Below are 16,022 nucleotides of genomic sequence, written 5' to 3' on the forward strand. Positions count from 1 at the left end.
CTTGCTAGGGTATTCGTAGATATGTTCGGATGTCCGCGGCGGGACGAGTTCTCCATCTCAAGCAACAGCCGCGGCAGTTACTTCAGGAGCCGGGTCTTGATCAGTTTTCTTCGCGGAACCGTGGCACACGTGGGCTTGTCGTCCGTCGTCCTTGACCTCAATGGCGCAGGAATGAGCGTTTTCGCGACACCCCAGACCCTCAGCCACCTCACCATTGGCACCGAAGCCAAGCTGTTCACCTCGCTGATCGTCCGGGAGGATTCGCTGACCCTGTTTGGTTTCGCCAGCGATGAGGAGCGGGAGGTCTTCGACGTCCTCCTCAGCGTCAGCGGGGTCGGTCCACGTCTCGCCCTTGCCGTTTTGGCCGTTCACGAGCCCGAGGCGATCAGGGTGGCGGCCCATACCGGGGACGGCAAGGCCTTCACCAAGGTTCCCGGCATCGGACCGAAGGTGGCCGGCCGAATCGTGCTGGAACTGGCCGGAAAACTCGTGCCGCACGGAACCGCCGCGGGACCATCCGCCGCGGTCACGGTGGAGGCATCCTGGAAGCCGCAAGTGGCGGCGGCAATGACCAGCCTGGGCTGGTCGGAGAAGGATGCGACGGAGAGCATTGACAAAGCCATGGCTGATTCTCCGGACCTGGCTGCGGCGGGAAATGTCGCCGAAATCCTCCGGACAACCCTCCGGTGGCTGGGCCAGGATGGCGCCCGGGCAGGCAACAGGGTAGGCAGCCGTGGCTGAACCATCCCTCGTGGCCGGGGGAGAGGAGCCGGAAGAGCGCGTCATCGAGGCGGCGCTCCGGCCGAAGAATCTGCATGACTTCGTGGGCCAGCACCGGGTCCGGAAACAGCTCTCCCTGGTGCTGGAAGCTTCAAGGATGCGCGGACGCAGTGCCGATCACGTGCTGCTCTCCGGTCCTCCCGGCCTTGGGAAGACTACCCTCGCCATGATCATTGCCGCTGAGATGAATGCGCCGTTGCGGATTAGCAGCGGCCCCGCGATTCAGCATGCCGGTGACCTCGCAGCCATTCTCTCGTCGCTCTCCGAGGGCGAAGTGCTGTTCCTTGACGAGATACACCGGATGTCGCGTCCCGCCGAAGAAATGCTCTACATGGCCATGGAGGACTTTCGGGTAGACATCGTGGTGGGCAAGGGTGCCGGCGCCACAGCAATTCCCCTGGAACTTCCGCCTTTCACCCTGGTTGGCGCTACTACCAGGGCCGGGCTGCTTCCGGGTCCATTGAGGGATCGCTTCGGCTTCACCGGGCACCTTGAGTTCTATTCCGTGCCGGAGCTGGAACTCGTGTTGCGCCGCTCCGCCGGCCTGCTTGACCTCAAGGTCAACTCGGCAGGCTTCAGTGAGATTGCCCGGCGGTCACGGGGGACGCCCCGAATCGCCAACAGGCTGCTTCGTCGCGTCAGGGACTGGGCGCTTGTGCACGGCATCGAACAGATCGATTCCAGGGCCGCCTCAGCAGCCCTGGACATGTATGAGGTCGATCAGCGTGGGCTCGATCGCCTTGACCGGGCGGTGCTCGAGGCGCTCATCACCAAGTTCAACGGCGGTCCGGTGGGACTCTCGACCCTGGCCATCGCTGTGGGCGAGGAGCCTGAAACTGTGGAAACTGTCGCCGAACCGTATCTGGTCCGGGAAGGACTGCTTGGCCGCACGCCCAGGGGGCGCATTGCCATGGCGTCGGCCTGGACCCATCTGGGGTTCGCCGTCCCCGCGGGGGTGTTTGGTCAAGACGCCCTGGATCTTTTCCAGGACGGCTTTGCAGATGATGAAAATGAGTCGGAATCAATCGATACGGGGCATTAACATCGCACGTTAAGCTTTTCCCTTTAGACTGGAATGACGCTCGGCACGTTTGAGTCGCGAACCTGTGCCCTCAACGTTGCTGCCCACCAGCTATGCAAGTTACAGAACGGAACTTCCCCTTGTTCGGAAACATTTCTGCCCAGGCCCAGCCGCCAGCCGGCGGCGGCATCGACATCATGACCATCCTGCTGTTCGTCATGCTTGGACTCTTCGTCTTCATGATGTTCCGTCGCAACAAGAAGTCGCAGCAGCAGGCGGCCACGCTTCAGTCGAAGTTCGCCCCCGGTATCGAGGTCATGACGAGTTTTGGTCTCTTCGGCCGCATCGTCTCCATTGACGACGTCGAAAACAAGATCGTACTTGAGCTGTCTCCCGGCAACCTGGCCACCGTGCACCGCCAGGCTGTTACCAAGATCGTGGAGCAGGCTGTCGAAACTCCTGAGGAAAGCCCGGTAGTTCCGGACGATGCATCCTCCCTGACTCGCGATGAGACCACGGCAGCAGCACCGACTGAAACGCCGGAGGAAACCATCAAACGCCTCAACGACGAGGGCAAGAAGGATAACTAAACTGCTCAGCCGGCACGACCGGCGGTAGGCACCCTTCCGGCACCGGTCCGCCGTCGCCGCGCGCTGTCAGCGCGCGCCGACGGCTGTTCCGTTCAAAGAGAAAGATCGACAATGGCACGAAAAGGCCCCAGAATCCCAGGACGAAAAGTCCTGCTCTGGCTAGGCGCCGTCTTTGCCGTCCTGACAGCAGTCCTGGCCGGTGGCGTCATGACCGGTCAGGCAAGCTGGGCTCCCAAGCTCGCGCTTGACCTCGAAGGCGGTACCCAGATGATCCTGGCGCCGCGCGTCGAGGGATCCTCGGACATCAATGAGGAGCAGCTGAACCAGGCGGTGGCGATCATCCGTCAGCGTGTGGACGGTTCGGGTGTGGCGGAAGCCGAAATCAGCACCCAGTCCGGACGTAATGTCGTGGTAAGCCTTCCCGGAACCCCGTCTACCGAGACGAGGGCTTTGATCCAGGCCTCGGCAGACATGAACTTCCGTCCCGTAATCATTGCCGGTGCCGGTGCCGCTGTCCCCGAAGAACAGCGCACCCCGGAGGACCAGCTTCCCAAGCCGACCGCCGAGCCCACCAATGCCAGTGACACCAACTGGGTTACACCGGAGGTTTACAGGGCGTTCGAAGCTCTCGATTGCGACAACCCCGCGCAGGACAAGCAGGAACGCTCCGACCCCGCCAAGCCCTTGGTTACCTGCGAACCTGCCACTGCCGATACCCCGGCAATCAAGTACATTCTGGGTCCCGTCGAGGTTAAGGGCCAGGACATTACGGGCTCATCCTTCGACCCCGTCCAGGGCGCGCAGGGCTCCGTGACCAACTCCTGGGGCGTGAACATCACGTTCAACGAGGAGGGCACCAGGAAGTTCAAGGAAGTCACCGAGCGCCTCAACGGCTTCTACACCGCAGCGCAGGCCCAGGGAACCGAGGATCCCAAGTCCCAGTTCGCCATTGTCCTGGATGACCAGGTCATCTCGGCGCCGCGCTCCCTGGCTGTCATTACGGATGGCCGTCCGCAGATCACTGGCAATTTCACGGAACAATCTGCTAAGGCGCTTGCCGACCAGCTTCGCTACGGCGCACTGCCCATCAGCTTCGAAATCCAATCTGAGCAGCAGATCTCTGCGACTCTCGGTGGCGAGCAGTTGCGCATGGGCCTCCTGGCGGGCATGATCGGCCTGCTGCTGGTCGTCGTTTACTCGTTGTTCCAGTACCGGGCGCTGGGCTTTGTGACCATCGCCTCCCTGGTGGTGGCAGGCGGCCTGACCTACCTTGCCATTGCAATCCTTGGCTGGACTGAAAACTATCGCCTCTCCCTGGCCGGCGTTGCGGGTCTGATCGTGGCCATTGGCCAGACGGCAGACTCCTTCATCGTGTACTTCGAACGCATCCGTGACGAGCTGCGCGAGGGCCGTGGCCTGGTCTCCGCCGTCGAAAATGGCTGGAAGCGCGCCAAGCGCACGGTCCTGGCGTCCAAGGCCGTCAACCTCCTGGCCGCCCTCGTCCTGTACTTCGTGGCCGTGGGCAACGTGCGCGGCTTCGCCTTCACGCTGGGCCTAACGGCGGTTGCCGACCTCATCGTCGTCTTCATGTTCACCCATCCCACCCTGCAGCTGCTGGCCCGGACGAAGTTCTTCGGTGAGGGGCACCGGTTCTCCGGACTGGATCCCAAGCGCCTTGGTGCCGTGCCCCTGTACCGCGGGGCCGGAAGGCTGCGGACACCCGCCGAAAAGCCCGCTGTGGTCCGTGCCCGCAATGCCGGAGCCGCAGCGGAAGCGGAACGCCGCATGACCATCGCCGAACGCAAGCTGGCGGAGAAGCAGGACCAACTCACTGGTTCCTCCAAAGGATCAAAGGAGAACAAGTAATGTCCAGCTTCGCCACCTTCGGCAATGAGCTCTACACGGGCAAGCGCTCCTATAACTTTGTTGGCGCCAAGAAGATCTGGTTCATCATCTCAATCGTCGCAGTGGCGCTGTCCATCCTGCTGCCGATCGTCAAGGGCGGCTTCAACCTTGGCATCGAATTCCGGGGCGGCTCTGAATTTACGGTCTCCAATGTGAAGACGGTGGACGCCGGACTCGGCGAAAAGGCAGTGACCGACGTCGTTCCCGGCTCGGTTCCGCGCGTGGCCAATGTGGCCGGAAACACCATGCGGATCCAGACCGACAAGCTTAGCGACGACGAGACCCTCAGGATCAAGGCAGGCCTGGCGAGCGTATACGGCGTGACTGATAACGAGGTCACCTCCACGTTCGTCGGTCCTACCTGGGGCCAGGACGTCACTAAACAGGCACTGATCGGCCTGGCAGTGTTCGTCGGGCTCGCGGCAATCCTGATGGCGCTCTACTTCCGGACTTGGAAGATGTCGTTGTCAGCGCTTGCCGGCATGGCAGTGACGATGTTCACGACTGCCGGCGTCTATTCCCTGAGCGATTTCGAAGTGACGCCGTCGGCGATCATCGGCTTCCTGACGGTGTTGAGCTACTCGCTGTACGACACCGTGGTGGTCTTCGACAAGATCAGGGAAAACACTGCAGACATTGCATCGTCGACTCGGCGGACCTTTGCCGAAGAGGTCAACCTCGCCGTCAACCAGACGCTGGTGCGTTCCATCAACACGATGATGGTGGCCGTCCTCCCGGTGGCCGCGATCCTCTTCATTGGTGCAGGCCTCCTCGGCGCCGGAACGCTGCGTGACCTGTCCCTGGCCTTGTTCGTGGGTATCCTCATTGGCACGGCCGCCACCATCTTCGTGGCCGCGCCACTCTATGCCTGGCTTCGCCAAGGAGAGCCTGAACTGGTCAAGCAGGCCAAGAAGGTCGCTCACCGCCGCGCAGAAGGAGCATCCGCTGCCGCCGAACCGGCAGAGCCCGCCAAAGCCTGAACCTGTGTGCCCGAAGGGCCGGCCCGCCGTCGTTGATGGCGGCTGCCGGCCCTTCGGCGTTGCAGCGACTTTGTCTCGCGATTCGGATTACCGCGATTTCCGATTACAAGGGCCGGTTATCAGAGTGTCCCTCAGCGGGAATAGACTTGAATAATTAAATGAGTCGTGAGGGGTGCTTCTGTGGAGGAACGTACGACGTCGGCGCCACCGACGGGCGGGGAGGACGGCACTGGCATCGGGCCAGTTGCGCCGTCCACGGTTTCGGAACGCGCAGCCACAGGCGTCCCGATCGATAGCCCCGGTGCGCGCCCCACCTTTCCGGGACGGCGCGAACGCACCCGCTCCCGCCTGGCCCGGCTGACAGGACGCGGTGCAGGGACATATTCGCCCATCCTTGAGCCGCTGCTGCGCACCGTGCGGGCCAACAACCCCAAGGAAGACTTCGACCTCATCCAGCGTGCCTTCACGGTGGCTGAACGCAGCCATCAGGGTCAAAAGCGCAAGAGCGGGGATCCGTACATCACGCATCCCGTGGCTGTCGCCACCATCCTGGCCGAGCTGGGCATGACGGGAACCACGCTCGCGGCCGCCCTGCTGCATGACACTGTGGAGGATACTCCGTACACTCTTGCCGACCTCACCGCTGACTTCGGCCCCGAAGTTGCCATGCTGGTAGACGGTGTGACCAAGCTGGACAAGGTCAGCTTCGGAGAGGCCGCACAGTCGGAAACCGTGCGCAAGATGGTCGTCGCCATGGCCAAGGACATTCGGGTCCTCATGATCAAACTTGCCGACCGGCTCCACAATGCACGCACCTGGCGATTTGTTTCCGCCGAATCTTCGGCGCGCAAGGCGCGCGAAACCCTCGAAATTTTTGCGCCACTGGCCCATCGCCTCGGTATGAACACCATCAAGTGGGAACTGGAGGACCTGTCCTTCGCGGCCCTCTACCCGAAGGTGTATGAGGAAATAGTGCGGATGGTGGGCGACAGGACCCCTGAGCGCGAAAAGAGCCTGAGCGTTATCCGCAACCAGATCACCGAGGATCTGCGCACGGCGCGAATCAGGGCCACCATCACGGGACGCCCCAAGCACTACTACTCTATCTACCAAAAGATGATCGTCCGGGACAAGGACTTCGACGACATCAACGACCTCATGGGTGTCCGCGTGCTGGTCGATTCCGTGCGCGACTGTTATGCCGCCCTGGGTACTCTCCATTCCCGCTGGAACCCCCTGCCAGGGCGTTTCAAGGACTACATTGCGATGCCCAAGTTCAATATGTACCAGTCCTTGCACACCACGGTGATCGGCCCGGGCGGAAAGCCCGTGGAGATCCAGATCCGCACGCATGAGATGCATCGCCGGGCTGAATACGGTGTGGCTGCCCACTGGAAGTACAAGGACCAGCCCAACCGGACCGCTGTTGGCCCCGGCAGCCCACGCGACGGCGACATGGGTTGGCTGAGGTCCCTGGTGGACTGGCAGCAGGAAACGTCCGACCCCGGGGAGTTCCTGGATTCCCTGCGGTTCGAAATCAACGCCCGTGAAGTGTTCGTCTTCACCCCCAAGGGCGAGGTCATGGCATTGCCGGCAGGTTCCACGCCCGTGGACTTCGCCTACGCCGTGCATACAGAAGTTGGCCACCGGACGATTGGTGCCAGGGTCAACGGCAAGCTGGTGCCGCTCAGTAGTGAGCTCCAGCACGGTGACTGGGTAGAGATCTTCACCTCCAAGGCCGAAGGCGCCGGGCCCAGCCAGGACTGGCAGCACTTCGTCAAGAGCGCCCGGGCCCGGAACAAGATCCGGCAGTGGTTCAGCAAGGAGCGCCGGGAAGAGGCTATCGAGCGCGGCAAGGAAATGCTGACTCGCTCCATGCGGAAACAGAACCTTCCGCTGCAGCATTTGATGACCCACGACGCCTTGTCTGCTGTCGCCGAGGAACTCCACTATGTGGACATCTCCGGCTTGTATGCCGGCGTGGGGGACGGGCACACCTCAGCCCAGCACGTCATGGAAAAGCTCGTAGAGCACCTCGGCGGCAAGGAGACGCCTGACGAGGACCTTGAGGAAGTCAGCATCCCTTCCCAGCTGGCGAAGGTGCGGTACTCGGATTCGGGCGTCATTGTCCGCGGTGTGGGCGATGTCCTGGTCAAGCTGGCCCGCTGCTGTACGCCGGTCCCGCCTGACGCCATCCTGGGCTTCGTCACGCGCGGGTCGGGAGTTTCCGTGCACAGGACTGACTGCACAAATGTGTCCGACCTGCGCGACCAGCCGGACCGGATTGTGGATGTGGAATGGGCGCCCACCCAGTCCAGCGTCTTCCTCGTGGAGATTCAGGTCGAAGCCCTCGACCGGAAGTCCCTCCTTTCCGACGTCACCCGCGTGCTGTCGGAAAACCACGTGAACATCCTGGCCGCCAGCGTGCATACCTCCAGTGACCGGGTTGCCATGTCCAAGTTCGCTTTCGAAATGGGAGACCCGAAGTACCTGAGCCATGTCCTGAGTGCGGTGCGCCGGATTGACGGAGTCTTTGACGTCTACCGCACCACTGGAAACCGACGCCGGAGCTAACCCATTCATGCAGCGCCGCCTTCAGGCAGCGCCACTGCTCTGCGACTGTTCGGCAGCCAGGGCTGCCAGCTTCGCCAGGGCAGCCTTCTTGTGCGGCACTCTCGGGGCGGCTTCCACCGCCAGGATCAGCAGGCGAAGTTTCACGCCCAGCTCGCTGCGTAACAGGAGATGCCTCAGTGCCGGGAGGGCGCGGTCCGATTCCACACACAAGGCGACGTCGACGGCAGTCCTGAGCGGACTGGTAACAAGGATGCCGCCCAGGCTGACGACGTCGAGCTGCCCGAGCCTCACCTCGTGCAAGGTGCACCCGCGGGTTGACCTGAGACTGGAGATCCTGTGGCGTGAATCGACGAGGAGAGCCAGCCGTTCAGGGGATCCGGCGCAGCCGTAGATCCAGGCCGCTGTCATCCTGCCTGCCACTACTTTCTGCCGAATCCCTTCCGGGATGGCTGCCGCCGCCGCCCGGGCACGCAGACGAGGTGTCGGCGCTATGCCCGGACCGAGGTAGCTGCGCCGGAACAGCGGCGTCAGAACGCCGTCGGCGGCCATGGCCTGCAGTTCCATCCAGGTAAACAAGGGGCCGGGGGAGTAGAGCTCCAGCGCTGCACCATCCTGGAGCTGCTGGGGGAGGGATGGGATGACCATTCAGCCATCATGGCGATCTGCCAGCTACGGAAACAGGCCCCGCCCCGGTTATGTGGATAACCGGGGCGGGGCCTGCTTTGGCCTTTGGACTGTTGTGAACTTGGGCCGGTGGCTTAGGCCAGTTCGCTCGCTGACCGCTGGATCTGGTCGAGCCAAGCCTGACGGGCTTCAAGCGCTTCGCGTGCGGCCTTGATCCGGCGCTGGTCGCCCGCCTTTTCAGCCTTCGCGAGGTCGTCCTTCAGGCCGGCAATCGCCGACTCGAGCTGCGACAGGGCACTGTTGGTGCGGGCCTTGGTCTCCGGGTTGCTCCGGCGCCACTTTTCTTCCTCGGCCTCACGAACGGCATCCTCGACCTTTCGCAGGCCGGCTTCGATCCTGCCCATGTCGCCCCGGGGAACCTTGCCGGCTTCTTCCCAACGATCCCGAATTGACTGGAGGGCCTTTTTGGTAGCCGCCAGGTCCTGGATGGGGAGGAGTGCCTGTGCTTCGGCCACGAGGGCTTCCTTCACGGCCAGGTTTGCCGAGTACTGCTGGTCAATCTCGTCGTTGGCAGCCTGGCGATTACTGAAGAACACATCCTGTGCCGCACGGAAGCGGGCCCACAGCGCGTCGTCATCCTTGCGGCTGGCGCGCGGGGAAGCCTTCCACTGGTCCATCAGACGGCGGTACTCACCAGCGGCGAAGCCCCAGTCAGTGGAACTGGACAGTGCCTCGGCCTCGGCGATGAGCTTCTCCTTGGCCGCCTTGGCAGCTGAGTTGGTGCTGTCCAGCTGGGAGAAGTAGGCGCGGCGGTGACGGTCGAAGACAGTCCTTGCGGAACGGAAACGCTTCCACAGCGCGTCCTCATTGCTGCGGCCCAGCCGCACTCCACTCTTCTGGGCGGTCTTCCAGCTCTCGAACAACTCATTCATTCGTGCGCTGGAAGTCTTCCACTGGACCTGCGACGGATCCTGGCCGGCAATCTGCTCTGCTTCGGCCACAATGGCTTCACGTGCAGAAAGTTCCGCGGCGCGCTGGGCCTCGTGGGCGGCCTTTTCCGAGTTCTCCAGCTCAGCGATCCGGGTGGTGAGCTCGTCGAGCCGGGATTCGGCGGACCGGATGTCACCCACCATGTTCCGTTCGGCCAGCTGCTCGCGCAGGTGATTAGCGGTCTTCTGCATGTCCGTCGTGGGCGCCTTGGACTCAACCCGGTGCTCCAGAAGGGCGATCTGGGCAACAATGTCCTCATACTTCCGGGCGAAATAGCTGAGGGCCTCATCGGCGCTGACGCCGGGATACTGGCCGACCGACACTTCTTCGCCGTCAATTGTGAGGAACACGTGGCCATCACCCTCCACCCGGCCCCACTTGGAGGCTTCGGCAAGGGACACCGACGGCGGCATGGTGGAGGTTGCGGCAGCAGCCGGAGAAGCCTGGGCCTTGGGACGCGCGGCAAATGCAGCGGGAGACGGTGCACCAGGCTTGGGCGAGGGTCCCGGCGTCGGACGCGGTGCCGGCGAAGATACGGCGGCAGGCGATGCCGCAGCCTCGGGCGCGGGTGCCGCAGCCTCAGGTTCGGGGGCAGCAGCCGCTTCGGTGCCGCCAGCGGCTTCCGCCACGGCACCGTCTTCGTGGCCGGCTTCAGCTGAGGCAGCCTCCAGAGGCCCAGCCTCGGCAGTTGCCGGTTCGGCGACTTCCGGTTCTGCGACTTCCTGCTCGGCGACTTCCTGTTCCGCGACTTCTGGCTGCGCGGCTGTTTCCTGCGCAGGATCCTGAACCGTGTCCTGGATCGTGTCTTGGACTGCGTCCTCGGTTAGGGGCGCCGATGCTTCCGCCTCATTGACTGCTGCTGTTTCGTCGGATTTCTGACTGTCTGTCACCGCTAAAAGTCTTTCACTTGGAGGGATTGCTAAGGTAAGGCGCCCCGGCCTTTCGACCAAAGGTTGATTACTTCAGAGAAAACGAGTCTATCGTGACAGGTGCCACAGGGGGCCCGTCCGTTGGACTAGTGCCCGGGTTGTTGCCGGCGGCGGCAATACTGGTCACCACATCCAGCCCACTCGTGACCTTGCCGACGACGGTGTAGCCGCCCGCGCTATCAGAGGGAATGACGGTGTCCTTGTACACAATGAAGAACTGCGTGCCATTGCCGTAGGCGTTATCCCCGGTGCGGGCCACGGCGATGGTGCCGGCCGGATATGTGTTGTCAGCGGGAGCATTCTCAATCGGTCCCCACGTGTAGTTGGGATCGCCGGTGCCGTCGCCGTTCTTGGAGCCGCACTGCAGGACGCCGAACGATTCCGCCGTCGTTAGCCTGTGGCAGTTGAGCCCGTTATAGAAGGACTTATCGGCAAGATCCTTGAACACGGCGGCTGCCTGAGGCGCCTTGGTGCCGTCCAGTTCGACGCCGATCGCGCCGCCGTTGAGTTTGAGCTCGCCCGTGAATACCTTCCCCGCGGCCGTTTCAGCCTTGGGGATGTCCGGACCGTTGCTAGGTGATGGCGTTGCGCTGGGCGAACTGAGCCCGGCCTGGGCGGCGGCGTATTCCTCTTCGCTTGGATTTGAGGCGAAGACGGTGAGCTGAAGAACGACGGCGAGCACAACGGCGGCGGTACCCGCACTGACGGCAATGATGTTGTCCCTGCGACGCCGGGCACTTTGTTCCTGGCGCAGCCGTCGCTTGGCTTCCATCTGGCGGATACGCCGTCTGGCTTCGCGGTCATCCCGCGATCTTGTTGCCAAGGTTCCTCCTCATTCATGGACGTGTTCTTCGTCTATTCGATCTGTACGCGCCGAAAGCATAAACTGACTGCCGCACATAAGTTTATGCATTGACTGGCTGGACGCCCGCTGATCTTTGCCGTTTCGGCCCGAATCGCGGTGGATCATCCTGCCCAAGCAAACCAAGGAGACAATCCACCATGGCACGCACCGCCTCCCTGTCCGGATTCCCCGAGTGGCTTCCCCAGGAGCGGTTGGTGGAGCTGCATGTGTTGGATAGCCTGCGCAGGACTTTCGAACTCCACGGTTTCTCCTCGATCGAGACCCGCGCCGTGGAAACCGTGGAGCAGTTGCTGCGCAAGGGCGAAATCGACAAGGAAGTGTATGGGCTCAGCCGGCTGCAGGAAGATGAGGGAGAGGGGGGAAAGCCCGACCCCCACGCCCTGGCCCTGCACTTTGACCTGACCGTACCTTTTGCACGCTACGTCGTGGAAAACGCCGGATACCTCGCATTTCCCTTCCGCCGCTACCAGATCCAGAAAGTGTGGCGCGGAGAACGGCCCCAGGAAGGCCGTGCGCGGGAATTCACCCAGGCTGACATCGACGTGGTTGGCGACGGCGAACTTCCCTTCCGGTATGACGTCGAAATTGCGCTGGTGATTGCCGAGGCCCTCAGCGCGCTTCCCATTCCGGACTTCCGCCTGCGCATCAACAACCGCAAACTCGCCGAGGGCTTCTACCGGGGCATTGGCCTGACTGACACTGCTGGAGTGCTCCGCAGCATCGACAAGCTGGAGAAAATCGGTCCGGAAAAGGTCGCCGAACTGCTCAAAACGGAGCTTGGGGCAACCGAAGAACAAGCGGCAGCAGCCCTGCAGCTGGCGGCGATCCGCACCGAGGACACCTCCTTCGTCAAGCAGGTCCGGGACCTTGGTGTCAGCGACGAACTCCTTGAGGAAGGCTTGCACGAGCTCGAACAGGTGATCGAGGCAGCCGTGCAGCACGCACCGGGCAAGGTCATTGCGGACCTTAGCATTGCCCGTGGACTCGATTACTACACGGGCACCGTCGTCGAAACTGTCCTCGTGGGACACGAGCAGCTCGGTTCCATCTGCTCCGGTGGCCGCTACGACGCCCTCGCCAGCAAAGGCAACCGCAAGTTCCCCGGCGTCGGTCTTTCTATTGGCGTGACGCGACTGGTGTCCCGCATCCTCAGCCAGGAACTGGCCACCGCAAGCCGCTCCGTCCCCACAGCCGTCCTGGTTGCGCTGACCAACGACGAGAGCTGGCCCGCCGCGCAGGATGTTGCGGCCCAGCTGCGCAGCCGTGGAATTGCCACGGAAGTGGCTGCCAAGGCTGAGAAGTTCGGGAAGCAAATCAAGTTCGCCGACCGGCGCGGAATTCCCTTCGTCTGGTTCACGGATGACGACGGTAAGCACCAGGTCAAGGACATCCGCTCGGGCGAGCAGGTGGACGCCGATCCGGGGAGCTGGTCACCCGCTGAGGAGGATCTGCACGTCCGGGTGATCACTGCCTGATTCCGCCCCTTCTGAGGAACCTGTGAGGAAGAAGGAGCTATGACCCACCCTGCACTTTCGCGCAGGCTCAACACCTTCGACGCCGTCGCCATCGGATTGGGCTCGATGATCGGTGCGGGTGTGTTCGCGGCCTTTACCCCCGCGGCGCAGGCTGCCGGGGCCGGACTCCTTGTAGGCCTGGCGGTGGCGGCGATCATCGCGTTCTGCAACGCCACGGCGTCGGCCCAGTTGGCCGCCGCCTACCCGACCTCCGGCGGGACATACACCTATGGTCGGGAACGGCTGGGGGCCTGGCAGGGTTTCATCGCAGGCTGGGGTTTCGTGGTCGGCAAGACCGCCAGCAGTGCCGCGATGGCCCTGACCTTCGCCAGCTACGCCGCCCCGCCAGGCTGGGAGCGGCCCCTCGCCGTGGCCGCCGTCGTCGTCCTGGCCACCGTTAACTATCACGGTGTGACGAGGACTGCCGGCCTCACCAAAATCATCGTTGTTGCCGTGTTGGCCGCCCTGGCGGTGGTCGTAGCGGCCGCCTGGGCGGCAGAGCGGGGCGCACCGGCCGACCCGCTGGCCGGCGGGCTCCTCGCCGGCGGTTGGTACGGCATCCTCCAATCGGCCGGGCTCCTGTTCTTCGCCTTCGCCGGTTACGCCCGCATCGCCACGATGGGGGAAGAAGTGCTCGAACCGCGCCGGACCATCCCGCGGGCAATCCTCCTGGCACTGGCAATCACGGCGGGCATCTACGCCGTCGTAGCGGTCAGCATCTTGTCAGCACTTGGCCCGGCTGGAGTGGCGGCAACGCCCATCCCGCTGGCTGAAGCAGTCTCCAACGGAACCTGGTCCTGGGTGCAACCGCTCGTCCGCATCGGCGCCGCCCTGGCGTCGCTCGGGGCGCTGCTCGCACTCATCGCGGGACTGGGCCGTACGAGCCTTGCCATGGCGCGCGAAGGCGACCTGCCGCGGTGGCTGTCCGCCGTCCATCCCCGCTACAAGGTGCCGCACCGTGCCGAAGCGACCCTCGCCGTCGCTGTCTGCGCCATTATCCTCGTAGCCGACCTTAGGGAAGCGATCGGGTTCTCGTCGTTCGGAGTGCTGGTCTACTACCTGATCGCCAACCTTGCGGCCTTTAGCCAGGATGGCTCCGACAGGATCTATCCGAAGGCGCTGCAAATGCTCGGAGCCGTCGGATGTACGGTGCTCGTGGCCACCCTGCCGTTCATTTCGGTGGTTGCCGGCGTGATCATGTTTGCATTGGGCATCGCCTATCGCTGGATCCGGCTGCGCCGCAGCGACCGTCCGCGCAGTTAACCGGCAAGCAAGTGGCAGTGCGCTTCCGCCCTGGCGGGTAAACTCGAACGGGATCGTTTTTTGCAACGGTCCTTTGAAAATCTTGCTGAAAGGAATGCTGTGCTGCGCACACATGACCTCGGATCCCTCCGTTCCGAGCACATTGGACAGACCGTCACCCTCGCCGGCTGGGTTGGCCGCCGCCGCGATCACGGCGGTGTGGCATTCGTGGACCTCCGTGATGCCTCCGGCGTAGCGCAGGTTGTGGTGCGTGAAGAAGAGGTCTTCCACGGACTGCGGAACGAATACGTGCTGCAAGTTATCGGAACCGTCAGCAAGCGTCCCGAAGGCAACGAGAACCCGGCCCTCGCCACGGGCGAGATCGAGGTCATGGCCGAGAAGGTCGTCATCCTCAACACCTCCGAGCCCCTGCCGTTCCAGATCGATGAGCACGTCGAGGTGGGCGAGGAAGCACGACTCAAGCACCGCTACCTGGACTTGCGCCGCCCAGGCCCCAACAAGAACCTGCGCCTGCGTTCCGAGGCTAACCGTGTGGCCCGCGAACTGCTTCACGAGCGTGGCTACGTCGAGATTGAGACTCCGACCCTGACGCGTTCGACGCCGGAAGGCGCCCGCGACTTCCTGGTCCCCGCACGCCTGGCCCCCGGTTCCTGGTACGCCCTTCCGCAGTCGCCGCAGCTTTTCAAGCAGCTGCTCCAGGTGGGCGGCTTCGAGAAGTACTACCAGATTGCCCGCTGCTACCGTGACGAAGACTTCCGTGCCGACCGCCAGCCTGAGTTCACGCAGCTGGACATCGAAGCGAGCTTCGTCGACCAGGACGACGTCATTGAACTCGGTGAGGGTATCGTCAAGGCACTCTGGAAGCTGATCGACGTCGAGATTCCCACCCCGATCCGCCGCATGACGTATCACGAAGCGATGGCCAAGTATGGTTCGGACAAGCCTGACCTCCGCTTTGACCTTGAACTCACTGAGCTGACCGAATTCTTCAAGGACACCACCTTCGGCGTCTTCAAGGCGCCATACGTGGGCGCTGTCGTGATGCCCGGCGGCGCCTCCCAGCCGCGCCGGACGCTGGACGCCTGGCAGGAATGGGCCAAGCAGCGCGGTGCCAAGGGCCTGGCCTACGTATTGTTCAAGGAAGACGGCGAGCTCGCCGGACCGGTGGCGAAGAACCTGAGCGAAACCGAACGCGCGGGCCTTGCCGAGGCCGTGGGCGCCAAGCCGGGGGACTGCATCTTCTTTGCCGCGGGCGACAAATCGGAAGCCCGGGCCCTGCTGGGCGCTGCCCGCGTGGAGATCGGCCACCGCACTGGCCTCATCGACCCCAAAGAGTGGGCCTTCGTCTGGATTGTCGACGCCCCGATGTTCGAACCGGCTGCTGTCGCGGAGGCCTCCGGGGATGTAGCCGTAGGTGGCGGGCAGTGGACCGCCCTGCACCACGCCTTCACCTCGCCCAAGCCCGAGTTCCTGGACACCTTCGACAAGGATCCCGAGTCCGCCCTGTCCTACGCGTACGACATCGTCTGCAACGGCAACGAAATCGGCGGGGGCTCCATCCGTATTCACCAGCGTGATGTCCAGGAGCGGGTCTTTGAGCTTATGGGCCTGGACAAGGAAGACGCCCAGACCAAGTTCGGCTTCCTGCTTGAAGGCTTCAAGTACGGCGCTCCGCCCCACGGCGGTATGGCCTTCGGCTGGGACCGAGTTGTTGCGCTGCTGGCCGGCGTCGAATCCATCCGCGATGTCATTGCCTTCCCGAAGACTGGCGGTGGGTACGATCCCCTCACCGCTGCCCCGGCCCCCATCACGCCTCAACAGCGCAAGGAAGCCGGAGTCGACTTCAAGCCTGAGGCCAGGAAGCCGGAAGGGAAGGGCCCCGAAACCAAGGCCGAGTCCAAGCAGGCCGAGTCCAAGCAGGCCGAAAAGCTTGAGGCCAGTGCCTGAGCAAAATGCCACACGAAGGCTCCTCGCATTCGCGGGGAGC

The 16,022-nt window shown here is 63.3% G+C and carries 12 protein-coding genes; 9 read left to right on the plus strand and 3 right to left on the minus strand.

The features are described 5' to 3' along the window. Positions 1-96: 96 nt before the first annotated feature. The 6 genes from ruvA (at position 97) to J7E82_RS03915 (ending at position 7,850) form a co-directional block, all read left to right on the plus strand. Positions 97-741, plus strand: coding sequence for a Holliday junction branch migration protein RuvA (ruvA, locus tag J7E82_RS03890; protein ID WP_214860578.1), 645 nt, complete (start codon positions 97-99; stop codon positions 739-741). Continuing rightward, a complete protein-coding gene (gene ruvB, locus J7E82_RS03895; protein ID WP_214860580.1) occupies positions 734-1,822 on the plus strand; it encodes a Holliday junction branch migration DNA helicase RuvB in 1,089 nt (362 codons plus the stop codon). The genes ruvA and ruvB overlap by 8 nt, the downstream gene beginning before the upstream one ends. 176 nt (positions 1,823-1,998) lie before the next feature. Next, positions 1,999-2,391: a preprotein translocase subunit YajC gene (gene yajC, locus J7E82_RS03900; RefSeq protein ID WP_214860813.1), complete on the plus strand. Its 393-nt coding sequence runs from the start codon at positions 1,999-2,001 to the stop codon at positions 2,389-2,391. 111 nt (positions 2,392-2,502) lie between these two features. Beyond that, positions 2,503-4,257 carry a protein translocase subunit SecD gene (gene secD / locus J7E82_RS03905; RefSeq protein ID WP_214860582.1) on the plus strand — a complete coding sequence of 585 codons (1,755 nt, stop codon included), beginning with the start codon at positions 2,503-2,505 and terminating at the stop codon, positions 4,255-4,257. Then, positions 4,257-5,276 (plus strand): protein translocase subunit SecF, encoded by a 1,020-nt coding sequence (secF, locus tag J7E82_RS03910; RefSeq protein WP_214860584.1) that lies wholly within the window; start codon positions 4,257-4,259, stop codon positions 5,274-5,276. Before secD ends, secF begins: the two co-directional genes overlap by 1 nt. A gap of 180 nt (positions 5,277-5,456) precedes the next feature. Next, positions 5,457-7,850 (plus strand): bifunctional (p)ppGpp synthetase/guanosine-3',5'-bis(diphosphate) 3'-pyrophosphohydrolase, encoded by a 2,394-nt coding sequence (locus J7E82_RS03915; RefSeq protein WP_214860587.1) that lies wholly within the window; start codon positions 5,457-5,459, stop codon positions 7,848-7,850. Between the two features lie 21 nt (positions 7,851-7,871). Here J7E82_RS03915 and J7E82_RS03920 read toward each other — a convergent pair whose 3' ends face one another. The 3 genes from J7E82_RS03920 to J7E82_RS03930 form a co-directional block, all read right to left on the minus strand. Beyond that, positions 7,872-8,495 carry a hypothetical protein gene (locus J7E82_RS03920; protein WP_214860589.1) on the minus strand — a complete coding sequence of 208 codons (624 nt, stop codon included), beginning with the start codon at positions 8,493-8,495 and terminating at the stop codon, positions 7,872-7,874. A 113-nt stretch (positions 8,496-8,608) separates the two neighbouring features. After that, positions 8,609-10,354, minus strand: a complete 1,746-nt coding sequence (locus tag J7E82_RS03925) for a DUF349 domain-containing protein (protein WP_308113605.1) — start codon at positions 10,352-10,354, stop codon at positions 8,609-8,611. Positions 10,355-10,421: 67 nt separating this feature from the next. Further along, positions 10,422-11,216 (minus strand): peptidylprolyl isomerase, encoded by a 795-nt coding sequence (locus tag J7E82_RS03930; RefSeq protein ID WP_214860591.1) that lies wholly within the window; start codon positions 11,214-11,216, stop codon positions 10,422-10,424. A gap of 179 nt (positions 11,217-11,395) precedes the next feature. Here J7E82_RS03930 and hisS point away from each other — a divergent pair, with 179 nt between their 5' ends. From hisS to aspS, 3 genes are all read left to right on the plus strand, one after another. Continuing rightward, positions 11,396-12,733 carry a histidine--tRNA ligase gene (gene hisS / locus J7E82_RS03935; RefSeq protein ID WP_214860593.1) on the plus strand — a complete coding sequence of 446 codons (1,338 nt, stop codon included), beginning with the start codon at positions 11,396-11,398 and terminating at the stop codon, positions 12,731-12,733. A gap of 39 nt (positions 12,734-12,772) precedes the next feature. Next, positions 12,773-14,035, plus strand: a complete 1,263-nt coding sequence (locus tag J7E82_RS03940) for an APC family permease (protein ID WP_214860595.1) — start codon at positions 12,773-12,775, stop codon at positions 14,033-14,035. Between the two features lie 99 nt (positions 14,036-14,134). Then, complete coding sequence (gene aspS / locus J7E82_RS03945) at positions 14,135-15,982, plus strand: aspartate--tRNA ligase (protein WP_214860597.1); 1,848 nt, start codon at positions 14,135-14,137, stop codon at positions 15,980-15,982. Positions 15,983-16,022 lie beyond the last annotated feature (40 nt).

This window comes from Arthrobacter sp. ISL-30, assembly GCF_018613855.1.
Taxonomy (GTDB): Bacteria; Actinomycetota; Actinomycetes; order Actinomycetales; family Micrococcaceae; genus Arthrobacter.

Excerpts from the sequence above, each read along its gene's own strand:
- yajC (WP_214860813.1), top strand. The coding sequence starts at position 1,999 with ATGACCATCCTGCTGTTCGTCATGCTTGGACTCTTCGTCTTCATGATG.
- secD (WP_214860582.1), top strand. The coding sequence starts at position 2,503 with ATGGCACGAAAAGGCCCCAGAATCCCAGGACGAAAAGTCCTGCTCTGG.
- secF (WP_214860584.1), top strand. The coding sequence starts at position 4,257 with ATGTCCAGCTTCGCCACCTTCGGCAATGAGCTCTACACGGGCAAGCGC.
- J7E82_RS03920 (WP_214860589.1), bottom strand. The coding sequence starts at position 8,495 with ATGGTCATCCCATCCCTCCCCCAGCAGCTCCAGGATGGTGCAGCGCTG.
- hisS (WP_214860593.1), top strand. The coding sequence starts at position 11,396 with ATGGCACGCACCGCCTCCCTGTCCGGATTCCCCGAGTGGCTTCCCCAG.
- J7E82_RS03940 (WP_214860595.1), top strand. The coding sequence starts at position 12,773 with ATGACCCACCCTGCACTTTCGCGCAGGCTCAACACCTTCGACGCCGTC.